The organism is Jutongia sp. SJQ-6 (assembly GCF_054161275.1).
Genome location: NZ_CP195314.1, coordinates 2,053,359 through 2,074,269 on the forward strand (window position 1 = coordinate 2,053,359; position 20,911 = coordinate 2,074,269).

The 20,911-nt window shown below is 41.5% G+C and carries 13 protein-coding genes; 3 read left to right on the forward strand and 10 right to left on the reverse strand.

The window, feature by feature from the left end; all coding sequences use genetic code 11:
• Positions 1-73: 73 nt before the first annotated feature.
• On the forward strand, positions 74-832 hold the full coding sequence (locus tag ACSAJE_RS09225; RefSeq protein WP_458008904.1) for a hypothetical protein: 759 nt from the start codon (positions 74-76) through the stop codon (positions 830-832).
• Here ACSAJE_RS09225 and addA read toward each other — a convergent pair.
• The 10 genes from addA to ACSAJE_RS09275 all read right to left on the reverse strand — a co-directional run bounded on the left by addA (position 771) and on the right by ACSAJE_RS09275 (position 18,058).
• Entirely contained in the window at positions 771-4,595 is a 3,825-nt protein-coding gene (gene addA, locus ACSAJE_RS09230) for a helicase-exonuclease AddAB subunit AddA (protein ID WP_458008905.1), read from the reverse strand. The genes ACSAJE_RS09225 and addA overlap by 62 nt on opposite strands.
• Positions 4,592-8,221, reverse strand: a complete 3,630-nt coding sequence (addB, locus tag ACSAJE_RS09235; protein ID WP_458008906.1) for a helicase-exonuclease AddAB subunit AddB — start codon at positions 8,219-8,221, stop codon at positions 4,592-4,594. The genes addA and addB overlap by 4 nt, the downstream gene beginning before the upstream one ends.
• Positions 8,222-8,285: 64 nt before the next feature.
• Complete coding sequence (locus tag ACSAJE_RS09240; protein WP_118691135.1) at positions 8,286-8,744, reverse strand: hypothetical protein; 459 nt, start codon at positions 8,742-8,744, stop codon at positions 8,286-8,288.
• 449 nt (positions 8,745-9,193) lie between these two features.
• Positions 9,194-9,907, reverse strand: a complete 714-nt coding sequence (locus tag ACSAJE_RS09245) for a YesL family protein (RefSeq protein WP_118507342.1) — start codon at positions 9,905-9,907, stop codon at positions 9,194-9,196.
• 165 nt (positions 9,908-10,072) lie between these two features.
• Positions 10,073-11,779 (reverse strand): hypothetical protein, encoded by a 1,707-nt coding sequence (locus tag ACSAJE_RS09250; protein ID WP_458008907.1) that lies wholly within the window; start codon positions 11,777-11,779, stop codon positions 10,073-10,075.
• A 120-nt stretch (positions 11,780-11,899) separates the two neighbouring features.
• Positions 11,900-12,868 carry a carbohydrate ABC transporter permease gene (locus tag ACSAJE_RS09255; protein WP_458008908.1) on the reverse strand — a complete coding sequence of 323 codons (969 nt, stop codon included), beginning with the start codon at positions 12,866-12,868 and terminating at the stop codon, positions 11,900-11,902.
• Positions 12,869-12,881: 13 nt separating this feature from the next.
• On the reverse strand, positions 12,882-14,348 hold the full coding sequence (locus tag ACSAJE_RS09260; RefSeq protein ID WP_458008909.1) for an ABC transporter permease subunit: 1,467 nt from the start codon (positions 14,346-14,348) through the stop codon (positions 12,882-12,884).
• Positions 14,349-14,738: 390 nt separating this feature from the next.
• Positions 14,739-15,614, reverse strand: coding sequence for a hypothetical protein (locus ACSAJE_RS09265; protein ID WP_118691132.1), 876 nt, complete (start codon positions 15,612-15,614; stop codon positions 14,739-14,741).
• 212 nt (positions 15,615-15,826) lie between these two features.
• Positions 15,827-17,647 carry a cache domain-containing sensor histidine kinase gene (locus ACSAJE_RS09270; protein ID WP_458008910.1) on the reverse strand — a complete coding sequence of 607 codons (1,821 nt, stop codon included), beginning with the start codon at positions 17,645-17,647 and terminating at the stop codon, positions 15,827-15,829.
• Positions 17,648-17,683: 36 nt separating this feature from the next.
• Positions 17,684-18,058: an Ig-like domain-containing protein gene (locus ACSAJE_RS09275; RefSeq protein ID WP_458008911.1), complete on the reverse strand. Its 375-nt coding sequence runs from the start codon at positions 18,056-18,058 to the stop codon at positions 17,684-17,686.
• Positions 18,059-18,239: 181 nt separating this feature from the next.
• On the opposite strand from ACSAJE_RS09275, the gene ACSAJE_RS09280 reads away from it, so the two are divergent.
• Together ACSAJE_RS09280 and ACSAJE_RS09285 are read left to right on the forward strand one after the other, a co-directional pair.
• Positions 18,240-18,833: a flavin reductase family protein gene (locus ACSAJE_RS09280; RefSeq protein WP_118691130.1), complete on the forward strand. Its 594-nt coding sequence runs from the start codon at positions 18,240-18,242 to the stop codon at positions 18,831-18,833.
• Between the two features lie 105 nt (positions 18,834-18,938).
• Positions 18,939-20,798, forward strand: a complete 1,860-nt coding sequence (locus ACSAJE_RS09285; protein WP_118691129.1) for an ATP-dependent nuclease — start codon at positions 18,939-18,941, stop codon at positions 20,796-20,798.
• The last annotated feature ends 113 nt before the right edge of the window (positions 20,799-20,911 follow it).

Consider the following 20,911-nt stretch of genomic DNA (forward strand, 5'->3'; position numbering starts at 1 on the left):
GCGCGGCTGGACATTTTTCCGCACAGTCTTTATACTGATTACAGAATTTATGAACAGAATGGGAGCATTTATAATGAGTGTAGCAGATTGTGACAAACAATTATTTCACGCTGCCTGCGAGAAAGTAATGCGGCAGCAATGCCTGCAAAAGGGCATCGGTACCTTATCCGAAAAGACCGTGCATGCTGTATTAAAAAATTTCTATGAACCGGATCCTTCTCATCAGGAAATTCCGATAGAAAATTATGTTGCCGATATTTTGCGCGACAACGAAATTATTGAAATACAAACGCGCAGCTTAAATGCTATGCGTCGTAAACTAAACTGTTTCCTGTCCCATTATCCGGTCACGATCGTTCATCCTATTATACATACCAAATGGATCTGCTGGATCGATGAACAAACCGGTGAAGTGACAAAGCGCCGCAAGTCTCCCAAGACCGGAAGCCGTTACGACGCTTTTTATGAATTATACAAAATTAAAATGTTTCTAAATCATCCTAATTTACACCTGTGTCTGCCCCTGATCGATGCCGAAGAGTATCGACTGTTAAACGGGTGGAGTACAGACCGCAAACGTGGATCGACTCGCTACGACCGTATTCCTACAGCACTTGTCGATGAAATTTATATCGGCAGTACCGGCGATTACCAATGCATGATCCCAGACACGCTCCCTGCAGAATTCACTGCAAAAGATTACGCCAAAGAATCCCATTTAGCGATACGTTATGCACGCACTGCCGTAAATGTACTTCGTCATGTCGGCGCTATTTCTTTTGTCCGCAAACAGGGACAGGAATATGTTTATCGAGTGCAAACGAATAAATGATCTGTTCCCGTACTTTCATTCCTGTGAGCTGCTCCAAGGCACGTGCGTATTGTTCTAACTGAACACGGTATCTGTCCACCAATGTTTGTTCCATACCATAGCGGACATAATCCGTCTTATAATCCACCAACACCCATTCGCCATCTTCTTCAAAACAAGCATCAATGATTCCCTGCACGAGAACGGTCTCTTCACTTTCCAACTCCGGGTACAATTCCATAACCGGTATTTCTAACATAAACTGCTGTTCACGGCGTAATGCCCCTCGTTTTGCCGCCTGCTGCATTCGTTTTCCAAGCTCCGACTGCATGAAACGATCAAATTTTTGCGGTTTCAAACAGTTTCTTTCTGCCTCCTTCAGCAATCCCGCTTCTTGCATCTGCGCAAGCATCATCTCTGCCGTAAAGTGATCTCCCATTTGTTCATACGGCAAATGCTCCATCACGAAATGATATAATGTTCCCCGCTCAGCAGCACCGATAGATTCTTCCGTTTGACGGAATTTTGGCTGTGGAATATCGTAGACTGCCTCATCTTCTATGCCAGTCTGCCGATCTGCAGTGCCTGGCACCATTTCTGTAACTTCATCTTCTGGCACTTCCGCACGCACCGCCATTTTCTGCTGCTCCATCGCTCTTCGTTTTAACTCGGTCACAGAAATTTTAACCGGCAATTTCTGCTCATTTGCATACGGATATTGATATTTTCTTTGGCGGCGCAACTGCTCTGCAAGCTCTGCATCATACTCTTTTGTGATGTCTTGATGTTTCAGCGCTTCTCTACGCAGTAATATTTGTTCTAACTGTTCCATCTCCCCGGCAATCTGTGCATCCGCACGGATCACTTCCAATCGAAACAGCGAATCCTGATCTTTGCTGTCGTATAAAACTTGATCCTTCATCGACGGATCTTCCTGCTCCTGCGCAGCTTCCTTCGCCTTTTCATCCTTCTGCGAATTTTCTGTATTCTGTGCTTGTCCATCTATCACATGACTTATGCACTGTCCAAAGATCGGTCTGTCCACCAGTGCCGGCATAATCCAGTCCAAATACGTCGCAGCACCTAACAATGCGGAATGCTGCAGCGATGCTCCTGTCAGATTCCAGCTCTGCAATTTTTTGTCCAATCCCTTCACTGTGCCTGTAAGGATCAGTTTCTCTTTGGCTCTTGTCAGCGCAACATACAAAATGCGCACTTCCTCACTCAAAGAATTTTCTAACATCTGTCTTGCAATAAAACGTTTCATAACTGTAGGCTTGTACAGACGTTCCTCCAGATCCACGTAATTAGCACCCACTCCGTAATCAACGTCCAGCAATAATTTCTTGCGCATATCCTGCTTATTAAATTGTTTGCCCATACCGGCAACAAACACTACCGGAAACTCAAGCCCCTTGCTCTTATGAATACTAACTAACTGGACTGCATTCGCCACCGTTCCGACAGTTGCTTCCCCAAAATCAATATCTGATTTTTTGAGCATTTCAATGTACCGGCAAAATCCAAATATTCCACGATGTCCATTTTCAGCAAATTCAATTGCCTGCTGCAGCAAAATATCGAGATTTGCACTTCTTTGCTCGCCCCCCGGCATTGCCGACATCAAAGCGTAATACCCTGTCTCTTCATAAATTTCACGAAGCAGTTCATACACAGAAACTGTTTCCGCTTTACGCCGATACTCCTGCAATGTGTCCAACAAATCGGACAGTTTTTCTGACAATACGTCCTCATGTCGGTCACAATACGCCCATATATTATCCAAGTATTGCAAGCCACTTCGCTCCGCTGCTATCTTGGCAAGTTCCTCATCCTGCAGCCCATAGATCGGTGATCGCAGCACCGCCACAAACGGAATATCTTGTCTCGGATTGTCAATAACCCGCAGCAAATTTAGCATTGTCTGCACTTCCAATGTTGCAAAATATCCGGTCTTTTTGGGTGCCATCGCCGGAATACCCATATCCGCCAACGTCTCTTGAAATTCTTCCGTCCATCCTTTCATACTGCGCAGCAATATGACGATATCCCGGTATTCTATCGGACGATACCCGCCTTTATCGGATACATACATCGGATGATCTCCCTGCACCATGTCGCGGATCTTCTGTCCGATTGCCATCGCTTCCAATTCGCGCTTTCCAAAATCATTATCCTCCTGAGCATCCATATTAAGCAAAATTATTTCTGTCTGATCCGCTGTCCGCTCTTCGCATGGATCAAATACTGCCCCCGGAACTAATTTTGCCGCATCATCATAGGCGATGCCGCCAAAGTCTTGACGCATGATCCGTTCAAAAATATAATTGGCCGATTCCAATACTGACGCACGGCTTCGAAAGTTCTGACGCAGATCGATCCGACGATTTCCGCCTTCTTCCGTATCATAAGCATGGTATTTCTCCATAAACAGATCCGGTCTCGCTAAGCGGAACTGGTAAATGCTCTGCTTAACATCACCCACCATAAACAAGTACGGACTTTGCTCCGGACCACGGCTGATGCTGGTCAGTATCATTTCCTGGACATAATTGCTATCCTGATACTCATCCGTCATGATCTCTTCATAATACTCCTGCAATTCTTTCGCCGTTGCACTCGGCACGCTATTTCCATCCTCGTCTCTCGTCACCAGGATCTGCAGTGCAAAATGTTCCATATCTGCAAAATCAATGATGCCGTCTTCTCTCTTTTTCTCGGCAAATGCCTTTCCAAAATCGATTGTCAGCTGTACCAATTCACGGACAGGTGCATCCATTTGCTGCATCATGGCGAGCATTTCTTCCGGGGGTTCCGCTAACATTTCTTTTTGTAACTGTTCAATACCTTTATCCCTATAGCTTGCGCGAAGTGCTTTTATTTGCTCCTGAAGTTCCTTATCATGCTTATTGCCGCGAATCGCACTCAATCTTCCAAATGATATCTTTCCGATCCCATCACAAAGTTCCTGCAATGTCTTGCATTCCCGCAGCTCTTTGATCTGCTGCCATTCTGTCTGGATCGTAGGCGTATATGCTTCCAAACCAACCCCATCTACACTGATCTGATATGCCGCAAATGCTTTCTTTTCACATTCTGCAACAATCATCTGCACGTCTGCAATATATTTTTCCATCCACTCCGTTTGTTCCATTTCCTCTACAGAACGCAATGCATATGAATTCTTCCATTGCTCCAATTGCTCATCCGGAAACGGATAACTTTGTGCTAATTCGTATAACTTCAATACTATGGATTCAATTTCTTTGTCTGTTCTTCCTGTCGCAAACATCTGCATCGCATCCAAAAATACCTGATTTTCCTTTTGGCGTGCATCCGCATATTTCTGCTCCAACACCTCACCAAGAACAGCCTCTTTCATAATCTTTAGATCTGTCTCGTCCCCTACTTGAAACATTGGATCTAAATCGATCACGTGAAAATAATTGCGTATAATATGTTGACAAAAGCTGTCAATCGTCGTAATCTGCGCATTATGTAACAATCCGATCTGCCGCTGTAAATTATCGTCATCCGGCGTCTGTTCTAATTTTTGCTGTAACGCCTCACCGATTCGCCCACGCATTTCTGCTGCAGCCGCTTTTGTAAATGTCACTACGAGAAGACGGTCAATGTCAACCGGCGTCTGCCTATCTGTGATCCGCCCAATAATTCGTTCTACCAACACGGCTGTTTTACCGGATCCCGCCGCTGCAGAAACTAGTATGTTACTATCTCGCAAATCAATTACTTTCTGTTGATCCGCAGTCCATTGTGGTTTCATCGCGTCTCCTCCTTTCCTGATGCCTCGTTCCCTTTCCTATCCTCTGATGGAACAAAATCATTTACTTCGTTCTCTTTCCTATCCTCTGATGGAATAACATCATTTACTTCGTTTCCTTTCCTATCCTCCGATGGAACATCACTCTCTCTGCGTATCTCCGAAAATACATCATCGTTTGTCTTTGGCCATATTTTTCGATATGAATTGCCGGCAAGTTTTGCATCAAATCCACAGATTCCATGATAATTGCAATAATCACAGGCACAAGATTTCATACTGTCCGCCTTTTGGTACGGATGCACACTTGTCTCTCCTGCTCCGATCTGTACACCGATCTCCTGCAGCTTACGCTCTGTAAAATCAATCAATTCCTTGAAATTTTCCGTTGTGATCGTAGCCGCATTTTTCTTAAGCATTCCATCTTTTTTTGTTCCGACCGGTACGACCAAGGATTTTGCAGAAGCCGCTAATGTCCCCTCTTCTCCGGCCAACGTCGCATCTAATGATGGCAGAACCGGATCTTCCTCATTTACCAATCCTCGCATGAGCAGTTCATTCAGCAGATATGTTCTCTTCTCCTCGAAATCCAATCTGCTTGTCACAAACGGATCTTCTATATGATAATATAGGACACCCGCCGGGATAACCATTTTCTTACTTCTACGTGTCTGTTTATCCACTGCTGCCCGAAGATACACCATAAGCTGTAATTGCAGTCCATAATAAAGGTCCGACAGTGACAGATCCTTCTTGCCGGTTTTGTAATCCACGATCTTAACGTAAATATTTTCCTCAGTTTCCATCGTATCAATACGATCCACGCGGCCAATATACGTCTGCTTTTCTTTGTCCATCCGGAAGCTTACCTCACTGTCTACCGTATCGAACTTCCCCAGTTTCATTTGCTCCGTGATCGCCCAAACAGTCCGAAGCATAATACGGCGCAATCGCTCTACCAAGCTGGCATCCCTTTCCGTATCGTACAATAAACCGTTTTTGTATTCCTCCACCGTATGGTTCAAACACTGATTTGCCAATATATGCTGCTGCTCTTCATCAACATCTGCCCACCCGATATGCCGGTCAAGAAGCGTCTTTGTATAGCGTTCCAATGCCTCATGCACAATATTTCCAATATCAAAAAACTGAACTTCATGTTCCATTCGCTCCTCTAGCTGCAGCCCATACTGCATGTAATACGCAAATGGGCAGGCACTGAACTTTTCAAACTGCGATACGCTGCCGGTGATCACTTCGTGATACAATGCCGTTGCCGCCTCTTTCGAGATCTTACTCTCTGGTGCAATATATAATGCAGCATCTATCAGGCGATCCAACTCACCACGATGATTCAGCGTTTTCTTCTGTCCGTCTTTTGGGGCACATGCTAACTCCTGCTCCTGCAAACGATACTGTCGATACAATTCGTTCCAAGCAGCATTGTCTTGCCATCCCATTCGCAGACCTCGGATCAAATACCCTCTGCCGTAATCATCTCTCAAAATATCGCGCAATCTACCTCGCGACTCTGCTACATTTTGAATCTGAAGTTTTGGAAAAATATTCTGAACCCGATCGATCAAATACGCCGGCTGTAAAGCAGTTCCATCGTTAGCAGTTGCACTATATGTCAAATACAGCCTCTGTGATGGTTTGGTCAAACATAAATACAGATAGAACTGTTCGGTATATATTTTCTCTCTTGCGGTAGGTGCCAATGCATAGCTTTCTCCCGTCAAAAACTCTCGTTCTGCATCGGATAAAATACCGCCGCCATCTCCGGTCATTGGAATATTTCCGTCATTAACACCCAACAAAAATAGATACTTGATTCCATACAAACGTGTTCTTGACAGATCTCCTACCATGATCTGATCCACTCCGGGCGGTATCAAACCAATACGCGCCTCATCAAATCCGGTATTCAGTATTTCAATAAACTCTGCCAAAGGCATTTCTTCATCCCCCAGCAATGCCACCAAGCGATCAAGTACTTCTATGATCACATCATAAATCTGTTCATATTCTTTGACCGCTTCAAAATTTCCCTCTTCCCTAAACCTCTCTATACGTTTCTGAATTTGCAAATAAATCTGCTCCTGCTCCATGAAATCACAAATTGTTTCCGCATATTCACGCACACGATGCTTGCCACGCGCAATACGTCCATAGAAATCCGACAATCGATCCCACGTTTCCTGTCTCAGCCAATTGATCGTTTCCGAGGCTTCTGTAGCTATATCTTCTGTCTTTCTTCGAAAAACATATCCGGTGTCCCATTCTTTTTCCCAGTTTTTGTGCCCTCGAACTCCAGATGCCAGCAGAAAATTGTCCAAAAGCTGCACAGCATTTCCCCACTCTTTTGTCCCATTTGTCGGACACCCTGTACGCTGTATAAATCCACTCTTTAACAGTTTGATCGTACTCTCATAATCAAAATCCTTACGCAACACATCTAACATACTGCTTATCGTATCCACAACCGGATTTGCAAGTATGCTCTTCTTTTGGTCTATGAAACAGGGCATCCCTTTGCGCTCCATTTCTCCTTTGATCAACGTCCCATAAATGTCCATATTTCCGGTCACGATCGCTACGTCGCGATATCGAAAGCTTTCCTGTTCACGAAGTGCCATGATTTCCTCGATCATAAAATGCACCTCGTCCTCTGGCTGCCGCAAACAATGGACCGTAATATTTTGCACCTCTTCTTTATATGGTCTGACCGGATAACGGAATAAATTTCGCTCCAAATATCCAAGCTCAATATTATCCGCGAAACGCGTCTCCTCTTTTACGGTACCTGTCCAAATCGGTTCTGCAATATCGCAATGCTCTTCTCTTGCTATTTCTGTTAAATGATAAATGGTTTTCTGACTCAGATAAAAGAGCTTATATTTCTTGTCCATTTTCCAAACCTGTTCCCGCTTGTCCAATGTCACTGTAACATTCACCTGACCACATACGCGCAACAACTTTCGCAGCAGCTTATACTGCACCGGCGTAAATCCTGTAAATCCATCCAGATATAATATACTGTCTTTCAAAATATTGGACCGCTCTGCTACATCCGCAAATACGGTGAGTATTTCTTCAGAGGTAATGTAATTATCCTGCAGATAATCCAAAAATGCGGCATATGCCACTTCTACATCTTGCAGTTTCTGCCGCAAAACCGGATGCGATTTTGCCGATTCTTTCATCTGTTCCAATCCATCCGATGCAATATCATATTGCATTAATTCCGATAAAAATGATTTTATCTCCGCCACATATCCCTTTTTATGTATATTTCGCCCAAAATATGTCAACTGATCTTGCAGCCCCATCAATACCTTTTTTAGTATCATCGTCTTACCCAGATCATCGATAACCGGTGCCATTCCTGCACCTGTCTCGCCAAACACACGAAAAGCAAGGCGCGGAAAACTCTGCACCTCTATATTCCACAGACCGTGACGCTCACTCAATGCGACAAGATTTCTTTGTGTTTGCATTGTAAACTGCTCCGGCACAACGACAAAGATCTGCCTCTTCATATCTTTGCTCGCCATTGCTGCGGCCTGATGCTCTATGTACCATGTTTTGCCTCCACCGGCATTTCCTAATATAAATTGTAACCCCATATTTTCCTCCGTATTTATCTCTTTCATGATTTATAGTATACCACGTTCAAAATATTTCGGTCTATCACTTTACGGTTTGATTTGACGCACCTTGTTCCTCTAAAATTTCCTCTACCGCATCAACAATGATCTGTTGCGTGTACTTGGACTCTTTCGTCAGCTCCACCTCTTCTGGCGCAACTCCCGCCGCAAGCTGGTTGGATACACTTTTCACTGCCGGCTCCATTAATGGATACATCGTTGTAATACTTTCATCTAATGGAACAATCTTTACGGACTTAATATGATCCGTATCTAATGCCACCTCTAAACTGGCAGTACTCTCCCCTAATGTGATATCCTTCGTATATATCCCTGCCTGATATCTTTCATTTGCGTCAGCAGTATCTTGTTTACCTTCTGATCTCCCTTTTCCAACAAACAAATATACGATGAGTAACAGTAATATAATTCCAACACCGGCAAAAATTGCTGTATATATCAATTCTTTCATTCGCAAAACAATAATTTTGGTTCCATGCATCCTTCCATCCCCCACAACGATTCACTCAGCCAGCACCTTTATAACGGTACATAACCTACAGCCTTTATTATCCTATTATTATGAATGCTCTCTACGAAATAGAACTCGCGATCCACGCTTTCTTTTTACAAATTTACTTTCTTCGTCCAAATAAAAAAGCAAAGCCAGCGCTTTGCGATGATGTCACACTACACAACAGCAGTTTCCCATTAATTAAAAAAGCAAAGCCAGCGCTTTGCGATGATGTCACACTACACAACAGCAGTTTCCTATTAATTAAAAAAGCAAAGCCAGCACTTTGCGATGATGTCACACTACACAACAGCAGTTTCCTATTAATTAAAGAAAACAGCCATACAAACAAATTCTCCTTGTCCGTATAACTGTCCTCTTTTATACAAGGCGTTCATCTAACGCCAGACTCATCTATTCTCAATTCATTATTTTCATTACTTAGGATCACTTTCCTCTTGATCTTCAAACGCCTCTTTCCAAATTCCCTGACGCTCATTTGCCTTTTCCTGCTTACTTTCTTCCTCACGCAGATCATTTTCTCTCTCAATATTACGGAAAAATTGTCTGGCAAATCCACTGATCGTCAATATAAAGCATGCCGGTCCCAATATAATGCCAAAAAACAATAATGTCCAATGCAATTGATAGAACACCAAATATTCTACAAACAATGTCACAAGCAAAAACAAGGTTTTCAAAAAATATTTTACACAAATTGAATACGAATTACGCAATGTGTTGACGATCGTATTTTCGTATCTCGCTAACAGCGCATATGCATATAAAAAATGCATTACGGTCATTACAATAGCGATCACGCCGACTACGGTGCACAGCGTTCCATACCTTTCACTAACACGCGCTAATTGAAAATCTAAATAAATGGCATACGTAGCAAACAATTGTATAAGCCCAATCGCACTTCCCTTAAACAAATTTGCCTTAAACTCTTTCAAAAATGGTCCTGCAATATAACCTTCCTCTTCATCCACCATTTTCAGCGTAATTGTAAACGCTGCGGTTGTAGATGCTCCAATCGTTACGATCGGAATACTACAAAGTATCCACATCGCATTTAACTTCAACATATCAAACAAACGGCTCATAAACTTATATAATCCGCTGTCCAAACTAAATAATTTACTCATATTATTTCACATTCCTGCACATTACATGTGCATTTAATCTCCATTCTATGATTAAGCTGTTAAAATGCCGCTTAACACTTTTATCTAATACATAGATACAGAATGGGCTGCTTGCATTAACAAACAGCCCGTTCCATTATTCTCAAGTTCATATGAACTCAAATTTTACTGTGTAATTGCATCTTCCAATGCTTTTCTTCTGGAAGCCTGGTTACGTGACCACTCAACGCACTTATCATAACCATACTTCTTAGCGCTCTTCTTCATACCTGCAACAACGCTGTCAAACTTTTTGTCAGATTTAGCATAGATTGCTTTCCAAGAAGAGTTCTTGATCTCAGTTGTAACCTGATTCCAAGTAGTCTTAAGAGTAGTATCCTGAGTCTCCTTGGAGAATGATGTACCAGGAGCTACAGTATATTTACCTTTCTCCATGTACTCATTGATCGTTGTACAACCAGTCTTATCACGCCAATCTTTCTCGATATCGCTAGATGGAGTAGCGTTGTAGCTTGCCCAGCTCTCTTTGTTGTATGTCTCACCGTCAGAATCCGGGTTAGAAGCATCGAGAGACCATGTTACGTTGTTGATCTGCAACTCGCCATCATGGTAAGATCCCTTATAACCGCCACCCATTGTGGTATTTTTATCGTTCTGACATTTTACTCCGACATCTGTCAAGTATGCATGTTTCTGATCATCATAATCCCAAGTATAACCCTTTGGACCATATTCCATTGTCATACGACCCTCTGGAGTAGCGAGATAGTTGATAATTTCCATACATTTCTCAGGGTACTCAGTCTTAGCACCGATAGACCAAACTCTATCTCCACCCTGTGTATTCATACCATAAACGATTGGTGAAGCATCTTCTGGTTTCATGCAGTACATAAGCTTGCCGGCAGATGTATGCTCTTTTGTGTTGTAACCAAGAGATCCACTGTAGTTGAAGATGGAGAACAATGTACCACCATTCTGAACCTTAGCGATCATCTCATCATATGTCTGTGTCATAGAGTCAGGGTCGATCAATCCATCCTGATACAGATCGTTGAACCACTTCAACATCTCAAGATATGGACCATTCTCTTCCAATGCATCATGATACTTACCATTGGTTGGATCATATAATCCAAGTGCCAACTCATCGTATCCATAATATGCAGTAGCCATAGCCTTAACATACATTACCATTGCATCATCCCAGTCTGGCCATAAGGATACAGCGTATACCTTATTACCGGAATCATCAGATGGGCAAAGCTTCTGCATGTTCTTCAGCATTTTGTGGTAATCCTGAAGGTTTTTAACCTTTGGATAACCAAGTTTCTTGTAAAGATCCCAACGAGTATCCCATGTATAGAAGAAGGACTCATGATCTTTACTGTTCAATGCCACGTTAGCACCAAAACCATAGAGTTTGTCACTGGCACCATTTGTGATCGTCTTTGTCAACTCTTTGTTTTTCTTAAGAGCATCCGGCATGTTTTTCTTGATGTATGGACCGTACTCATCTAATACATTGTCATCTTCCCATCCGAATAATAAATTATTCTTTACGGCCAAAGGATACTTATCATTATCAGCACCCCATACAACAATATCACCTAAGTTACCACTTGTCATACGTGTCTCAAACACGCCGTCTCCCTCAGGAATGATATTCAACTCTACGTTGAATTTCTTCTTAAGGATGTCTGCAGACCAACCGATCTGCTTTCCGGAGAAGTTTGCCAACTGACTGTATACGTTCAATTTGATAACTTCGTTCTTTTTGCTTCCACAACCTGTTAATGCAGATGCAGAACCAATTACCATACTAGAAGCCAACAGTACAGAAAGTAACTTCTTTGAAAAAAGTTTTCTCATAATTTTCCTCCATTCTGAAGTGTTTTAATTCTTCTTATTTTAAGTTCGAATGGCATTACACCATTCGAACTCATTCGCTTTACGATTTGGTTCACTAAACCATCAGTGTACCAATATACATTAACCCTTTACAGCACCAAGCATAATACTTTTTTCGAAATATCTCTGCATGAAAGGATATACGCAAAGGATAGGGATAACAGATACCATGGCTACCGTGTACTTGATAACCTTGGTATTCAATGCAGCAGCTGCTGCATCTGATGTCTGTGCACCGGATGTAGAGTTCATGATCGAGCCCAAGTTACTTGATGTGTTCAAGTAGGTATACAATCTATGCTGCAATGTAAACAACTTAGCATTACCCTGCATGTAAATCAAGGAATCCTGGAAGGAGTTCCAATGACCTACCGCACCGAAGATTGCGATTGTAGCAAGGATCGGCTTACTCAAAGGCCAGATCAACTTGCGAAATACTACCATATATGATGCACCATCAATAAATGCACTCTCTTCCAACTCGCCCGGTATAGACTCTATATACGTCTTAACGAGGATAATGTTGTACGGAGCAACAATTCCTGGGATGATGTATACCCAGTAGTTATTTGTAAGACCTAACATAACTAAGTTCAAGTATGTTGGGATCAAACCAGCGTTGAAATACATTGTGATAACGAGGAAACGATACCATAAACTTCTATGCCACATTTCCTGCTTTGTTACCAAGTAACCAACGAATGCAGAAGCAAGTACCATCAATGCAGTACCAAGGATCGTTCTGCTGACAGATACCAAGAACGCATTTCCCAGATCACCAACTTCACGCAATTTCAAATAGTTATCAATATTCAGTCCCTTCGGGTAGAAATTGATCATACCCTTTTTAACCAGATCATTACTTGAAATCGTATTGATAAACAAGTAATAGAATGGGAAGATACATGTTAATGTAAACAATGTAAAGAATATATAGTTGAGTACATCAAAGACAACGTCTCCGACAGATCTCTTGTACATTCTTTTATGTTTCTTGTTGTACTCTTTTTCTCTTTTAGCATCTAACTTTTCCTGTGCTGTCTTAGCCATACGATTTCACCTCCTATACAATACTCTCGCCGCGCAATGCCTTAGATACACTATTAGCACCAAACAGCAACGCTACGCTGACAATGGATTTTGCCATACCAATTACCGTGGATAGCGGGATACTACCGCCATTAATACCTAAATCGTATACCCACAGATCCAATACACGGATCGTATCCATGTTGTTCGGGTTACGGAATACAAGGTACTGATCCAAACCATTGCTCAAGCAGCCTGCGATTGCCATCAACAGCAATACGAAGAATGTAGGAAGCAAACCAGGTAAAGTAATGTGACGCATCTTTTGGAATCGACCGGCACCATCTACTGTTGCCGCCTCATACAAGGACTGATCGATACCGGAAATACCTGCGATGTAGATAATAGCACTCCAACCTACACCTTTCCATGTTCCCCATGCCCACATCTTAAGCCATGTATGCTTAGAACTCATCAACCACGCTTTACCCTGTGCGTTCTGTGCAATAACACCAATCTCCTTCAAGAATGTGTTAATGAAACCATCTGTAGAGAAGATAGCCAATGCAACCGCATACACAAGTACCCAGCTGATAAAGTTAGGAATCGTCGTGAATGTCTGTACAAAACGGCGGAATCTCAAGTTCTTCATCTCGCAAAGGAAGATTGCAAAGATCATAGGAAGCCAGCTGGTACCCACTCCCAAGAAACTCATGATCAATGTATTTCTCATGGTATTGATCATATCAGTACGTGTAGCTGAGTTCTGGAACAAATATGTAAACCACTTGAATCCTACGAAGCTACTCATAGAAAGCGTATCTCCTGATTTATAATCGAAGAACGCATATCTCCAACCATACAAAGGCAGGTAGCAGAATACAAATGCTAATGCAATGAATGGAAGGAACATAAGGAATAACTTATACTTTGATTCCATCTCATACTTCTCACCCTTGTCAACACTAGGAAGAGAAATAAATACAACAATTGCTGTAATAAGCATAATAGCTGTTAATACTGCATAACCATAAAATGCTGTTGGGATCTGAGGTAAGATCTTGTTAGCCTTTGTTGGATCTGTAGAAGAATTTACCAGCATATAACTCACTACAGTTACAACTAATCCAAGTGTCTCAGCGACTGAGCCACCCAACGTAAACTGAGCACCTGTTTTCTGCATTCTCAGATTACCGAGGGACATACAAGCTCCCACGCCGAGTAAAATGATACCGATCACCAATATAATAGATGCAATCATTACAACGGCAAAGCTGCTTTCATTGACCCAGTTCATACGGAACGCTCTGGCGAACTCACTTGTCAAACTGTTGTAGGATACTGCTGATGTAAACAGGGATACATTTGAACTGATCATCTTAGCAACTCTAGTTGGATTAAATGTCGGGAAAAATGCACCAACGATCAACAGAATTGTAATGATTCTCTGACAGATGTATAGTCCTGAAGCAGCTCCTTTCTTGTTTTCTTTGTCTTTCATAAATAACCTCCTCGTATTATTTATCGTGCGCTAAGTGCTTTTTAGTGCAAAATTGCTCAAAATCACACCAACGTAGTTACTTCATCATGTAATTATACCTAAAGAATTCGTTAAAAAATACCATAATCTTTCAAGAAAAAATACACGATTTTTTCACACTTTTAACAAAAAATATATAAATTTTTGTGCAATTTATCAAATTTGAGTAAGATTTCCACGATTTTGATTTTCTATAAGGATCAAAGGGGCAAAAGTTCAAAAAAATAGCCTGTTAGGGAAATTCAGACCTTTTCACACTTTAATCCTATAAATCAAACAGAAAGGGAGAGATGAGACAATATTGTCTCACCTCTCCACACGATCACTCTCCCAAATGGGATATGCGTTTCATTAGTCTTTCTTTCTCTTAACAACTACTACGATACCTGCAATCACTACAACTGCAACTACTACGATAGCTGCTACTGCTCCACCACTGATAGAAGAAGAGCTACTGCTGCTGCTAGAAGATGAAGAAGATGCGTCTGCTGCAGGCGTTGGTGTTGCTTCTACTGCATCAGGATTATCAACGTCAAATCCGCTAACCTTGAATGTGATCTCTACAGAATCATTAGGTGTTCTAACGCTTGGGCAACTAGGATAAGCACCATTATCCTTCTGATATGAGTTAAATGGATCAAAACGGAACAATCCACTCTCATCTGTGTACTCTGTTGGAACGAAGATGTCGTCCTGAAGTGTTACAGATGTATTATCGATCTTAAGCTTCCAGTCCGTTACCTGGATCTTGCCGTCTTTGTATGCAGACATCGGAATATCTGTACTTACATACAGCATGGACATTACTGCCTGCTGGCTGCTCTCTGCACTTGTTAATACACCGCCCAAATCCTTAACGCCAACTGTGTAAACACCGTTGCCTTTAATCTCAGCATCTGTTACTGTTGCGCCCGGAACTTCTGAATTTGCATTGTCTTTACTCTGATACATCTTACCTTCATAAGCACCGTTTGGAAGATTTTTACCATTCAAACCATTCTCTTCCTGATACCATTCATCACGGAAGATCCAAGACTGTGTCTGCTGTAAACCAAAGTATGCATGATATGTAGTCTTACCAGATGCATCGAATGCAGCCTTTGCTGCTTCCTTTGCTGCTTTGCTGACTGTTCCTGCACTTGCATTTGGTGCAGATGTTACTGCAAATGTCAACGCCATTACGCTGGCAGAAGCGATTGCAATGATTTTTCTAATTGATTTTCTCATTGTTATTCCTCCTAATCAATATATTTGTTTGCTTTTCGTTTTGCTGCCTGCAAAACTATTCACTTGCTTATTTTAGCAGAACGAAGCGATATTAAAACCATAATTATTAGACATATTTACCCGAAAAATTCCTTGCCACGTATATTTTTTTCATATTTTTACCAAATAATTGTCCTGTTTTGGATGCGATTTTTGCCAATAACCGCTATTTATTATGGTAATTCCTGCTCATCACTTCGCTCGATTGCTGTCGAAGCATTCTTCGGGATCCGTATTGTCACAACTGTCCCCTCATTCAAACGGCTATCCACCTTTACTGCATACTCTTTTCCATACTGCATGATCAATCGCTGATTCACATTGCTGATCCCAATATGCCCCCTGCTTCCATCTGTTTGTGTCAATGAGTGGCGCAATTCACCCAATTGATAATAATTCATCCCAGTTCCATTATCAATCACTTCTATAATAATGTCTTTTTCATCTTGAGACACTTTCACTTCAAGCCTTCCGTCCTTCGGTTTATTTTCCAGGCCATGTATAAAGGCATTCTCCACAAACGGCTGAATGATGAGTGGCATCACTTCCTGCGTCATATCTACGTCATCATCTACCACAATTTCGGAATGGATACGATCCCCAAAGCGATAGTCCTGTATCCTCATATAATTATCGATCAGTTCTATTTCCGATTGCAAACTTACCAGCTTATGACTGACCTGTATATTCCGCCGCATGATCTTTGCAAGCATTTTGACCAGATCTTCAATCTCCGGCTGATGATTAACCCTCGCCTTCATTCTGATCGTTTCTAATGTATTGTATAGGAAGTGAGGGTTAATCTGACTAGCTAACATTTTAAATTCAACTTCCTTTTGCCGTGTATGCATTTTCTCTTTCTGCACTTTTTCTTCTACCATTGATTCTGTCAGATTTTGGATATCGTCCATCATCGTTCCGAGTTCGGCATAAATTTCGCCGATCTCGTCGTTTCCCCCCACCATTTTTACCCGATCATAACGACCGGTTGCTACCAAATGCATCTGATGACGCAATTCTTTCAATCGGCTGGAAAAGCTGGTCGAATATCCTATGATCATCGCAAACGAGATTAGCATTCCAATTCCCACGATCAAATACGCATTAAAGGTAACCTGATTGATCTGCTCCGTGATTCCGGAGTAATCCTGTACACTGACAAGAGAGTAGTAATTGGTCGTATTTTGCGGATGTACTTTCTTATACGTAACAAATCTATCTTTTCCGATAACACTAAAACGCGTATTTCCCGTCCATCTTGTCGTACCGCGCAAATATGTTTCCAGCGCGAGCTCCTCTGTTCCCGAAACTTCATAGTTCGTATACAACACATTTACATCATTGTACAGAAGAACCGTATTTTCTTCCCGCTCTGCAATTGCCGAATTGATCAGATCCATATTCATCTGCACCGCCAATATGCCAAGCTGCTCCCCGTCAGCACTAATGATCTGTTTTGCGACCTGTATGCACTTTTGCTTTTCTTCTCGGTCTTCACCATAACACCAGATCAATCCACCTTTTTTATCACATACATCGCTATACCAAGACTGTTGTGTGACAGATGGCCCCAGATAAGTAAACGGCCGATCATAACATAGGGTTTCATTGCTGACATAGATCACTATATCCGAAATCGACTGCTTATAATCCTGCATATAACGATCAATCTCCCACAATTTCCCCTTATCTTTCTGCCATTTCTTTTCATCGGTATAATCTTTTGTGATCATATTAGACAGCACCGTATTTATATTCATGTTTTCGCAAACCTTTTCCATATCCGGCACAACATCTTCAAGAATACTTGCCATCAAGTGCAATTCTTGTTTTTGCGCCTTCTTATTTTGTTCGATCAAACTGTTGGCTGTTCTATTGTTTAAATATACAGTTACGCCAAAAAAGGGAATAACGCCACCTATCACAAAGACAAGTATCATCTTCCCTCTAAATCGGATATTCTTAAATAATTTAGTCCTCCAACTGCTTTTCACATCAATCCTCCATGCTGCGAACCGGCTCCGTCTCCATTATATTTTAAAACGTAACTGCTGTGGCTCTCGCATTGCCTTGCCAGACAAAGATGTCACATTCGTTGTGATATTCAGGATATACGTCTCATCTTGTGCATATGGCTCAAGCGGCTCAATTTCGATAATATTTTCTAATGAATTGTATCGGATCGCTGTCTTAAGCGGAGACAGATTTTCCGTTGTGACATACAAATTTACATTATTTACGGTTTTTGGATCCAACGGAACATTAAACTTTACCTTCCAAAGAAAATTTCCCGTTTTGTATTTCAGATCCTGTTTTACTTTTCCCTCTAAATCTTCTGTCATCCCCTCTATCGATAAATAATCCGTCATATCGTTACCACCTTTCTTAACGGTCTCGTCAAACATTGGGAGTCACCCATCTTTTTGTTATCGTTTTTGTATTTAAAGTGTACCACAAATCATGCAGTTTGTGTAGTCCAAGGCGGGTATCATGTGGTATACTAATACTACTTATATCGGATATGTCTGCCAGCATGTAAATTCTGCCGGCTAACGGATTCCAAATTTCAATACAGGAGGCATTTTTTTGAGCAAAATAAATTTTAAGCCGGGTAATATGCTTTACCCACTTCCTGCGGTTATGGTAAGCTGTGGCGATATCGCACAAGAGTCTAATATCCTTACCGTTGCGTGGACTGGCACCATCTGTACCAACCCACCGATGGTCTATATTTCCGTGCGGCCCGAACGATATTCCTATGCCATGATCCGCGAAACAGGCGAATTTGTGATCAATCTCACTACCAAAAAACTTGCACGTGCAACGGATTTTTGCGGGGTACGTTCCGGTCGTGATCTTGACAAATGGAACGAATGTCATCTAACTAAGATCCCGGCAGATACCGTGCGCTGCCCGATGATCGCCGAATCGCCCGTTAACATTGAATGTCAGGTAACAGAAATAAACGAACTTGGTTCTCATCATATGTTTTTGGCCAAGGTCACCGCCGTACACGTGGACGATGCCTACATTGATGAAAAAGGGACCTTTCATTTGAATGATACCGGTCTGCTTGCCTATTCACATGGCACTTACCACGAATTAGCCAAAGCCACGGGGAACTTTGGTTATTCTGTACGTAAGACACACGGAAAAAAGCAAAAACGAAAGAAACGGTAAATAATTAACATAATTTTTTGGGAAACATATAATGTATTAGGAGGTCGCGCTTAGGCAGCGTTTATTCCTATCTTTATCGCAAATAGCGATAGAATGGAGTGCAATATGAAAATAACATATCTGAAGATTTGCAATTACAAATCGATCGAACAACTTGAGATCACTGATATTGAAAATGCTTTGATCTTAGTCGGCAAGAATAACACCGGAAAAACAGCAGTAATCGATGCCATTTTACTGGCAATGGGGATGCGTAACTGTGCAGAACATGAATTTTTAGATGCCGGCAAACCCATTTCCATCTCGGTTCATATCGAGTATTCCGAAAGCGATATTATGCTGCTACACTCACGGAGTGTATTGTGCAAAGTGAAAGATTATGAACGATGGCTTGCAGATTTTCAGAGCAAGATCCCGTCCTATCAGGATGGTATTTTGTCATTTACTTTTATCGTCACACCAAATATGGCAACACGATATTCCGATGGATTTTCAAAGCATAACGAATATATCCCGGAAGTACTGCCCAAAATTTATCATATTGACCAAAACCGAAATCTCGAGGCGCTGCAGAATGATGTATTCAGTTTCTATGACAAAGAATCTTTTCAGAAATTAAAAGATAATCAATGTACGTTTGACCCTGCCCGTACCTGCAACCGCTGTTTTCAGTGTATTGGGCTGATCAATAAAAAAACACCGGAGGAACTGACCGTTTTCGAAACTGTGCGCCTCTTACAATACAAATTGTTTCACACCAACCTTACGCAATTTGCAGAAAAAGTCAACCGTTATTTCCATGCGAACGGAAGTCCTTCACAGGAAGTCCGCTACGTACTCGATTACGACACCGACAACCTTCTGCATGTTTCCACACAAATTTATAACAAGGATCGGCATAATCTCGTCGGACCACTCAATATGCTGAGCGAAGGATTGCGCAGTATTTACGCACTTTCCCTCCTTGAAGCCTATATTGATGAAGAAAATACGCTTCCAAGCATTATTATGATGGAAGATCCGGAAATCTATCTCCATCCACAGCTTCAAAAGAGTGCCAGCGAAATTTTATACCGCCTTTCCAAGAAAAATCAGGTTATTTTTTCGACACACTCACCAAATCTCATTTTTAATTTTTCATCCCGGCAGATACGAGAAGTCGTTTTGAACGAGCGTTACTTCACAACGATTCATACTGAAACAGATGTAGATGAGATTTTGGACGATCTCGGCTATACCGCGAATGATCTGATGAATGTCAGCTTTGTTTTTATCGTGGAGGGCAAGCAGGACAGCAACCGTCTGCCGCTTCTTTTAGAAAAATATTACTCCGAAATTTACGATGAAAACGGCAATTTACAGCGTATTTCCATTGTTCCCGTCAATAGCTGCACCAACATCAAAACTTATGCAAATTTGAAATATATCAACAAATTGTATTTAAAAGACCAATTTTTGATGATACGTGACAGCGATGGCAAAAATCCAAAATATCTCAAGAAGCAGTTGTGCAGCTATTATAGCAAACGCTCTTCGGAAGATGTTGGTAATCTTCCGCGCGTCGAACCCAAAAACGTACTGATCCTTAAATATTATTCATTTGAAAACTATTTTTTGGATCCAAAGGTTATGGCAAAGATTGGCGTGATTAAAAATGAAGAAGAATTTTACAATATATTGTATAAGAAATTTAAGGACTATCTGTTTAAGCTTAACAGCGTAAAGCGAATGCAGCGTACTCTCAACATCCGCATTCGCAGCAAGCAGGACATCAAAGACAATATTGAGTCGATCAAAATTTATGTGAGAGGTCACAATCTGTTCGACATTTTTTATGGCAGATATCATGGTAGTGATGAGCAGGCGATCCTCAAAAAATACATTGATGTTGCTCCTCGTGAAACCTTTCAGGATATCTTTGATGCAATTGACTCTTTCGTGTATTTCGAAAATCGCCGAAAGTAATTTTCGTAATAAATGTTTTTTTGGTTGACATGTTAGCACTTTTAATTATAATATAGTGATGTGTTGACTTCTGTTTATTTGGAAATAGCCTAACAAACTGTGTGAGGTGTAAT

Excerpts from the sequence above, each read along its gene's own strand:
- ACSAJE_RS09265 (WP_118691132.1), bottom strand. The coding sequence starts at position 15,614 with ATGAGAAAATCAATTAGAAAAATCATTGCAATCGCTTCTGCCAGCGTA.
- ACSAJE_RS09245 (WP_118507342.1), bottom strand. The coding sequence starts at position 9,907 with ATGAGTAAATTATTTAGTTTGGACAGCGGATTATATAAGTTTATGAGC.
- ACSAJE_RS09250 (WP_458008907.1), bottom strand. The coding sequence starts at position 11,779 with ATGAGAAAACTTTTTTCAAAGAAGTTACTTTCTGTACTGTTGGCTTCT.
- ACSAJE_RS09285 (WP_118691129.1), top strand. The coding sequence starts at position 18,939 with ATGAAAATAACATATCTGAAGATTTGCAATTACAAATCGATCGAACAA.
- ACSAJE_RS09275 (WP_458008911.1), bottom strand. The coding sequence starts at position 18,058 with ATGTTTGACGAGACCGTTAAGAAAGGTGGTAACGATATGACGGATTAT.
- addB (WP_458008906.1), bottom strand. The coding sequence starts at position 8,221 with ATGGGGTTACAATTTATATTAGGAAATGCCGGTGGAGGCAAAACATGG.
- addA (WP_458008905.1), bottom strand. The coding sequence starts at position 4,595 with ATGAAACCACAATGGACTGCGGATCAACAGAAAGTAATTGATTTGCGA.
- ACSAJE_RS09260 (WP_458008909.1), bottom strand. The coding sequence starts at position 14,348 with ATGAAAGACAAAGAAAACAAGAAAGGAGCTGCTTCAGGACTATACATC.
- ACSAJE_RS09240 (WP_118691135.1), bottom strand. The coding sequence starts at position 8,744 with ATGCATGGAACCAAAATTATTGTTTTGCGAATGAAAGAATTGATATAT.
- ACSAJE_RS09255 (WP_458008908.1), bottom strand. The coding sequence starts at position 12,868 with ATGGCTAAGACAGCACAGGAAAAGTTAGATGCTAAAAGAGAAAAAGAG.
- ACSAJE_RS09225 (WP_458008904.1), top strand. The coding sequence starts at position 74 with ATGAGTGTAGCAGATTGTGACAAACAATTATTTCACGCTGCCTGCGAG.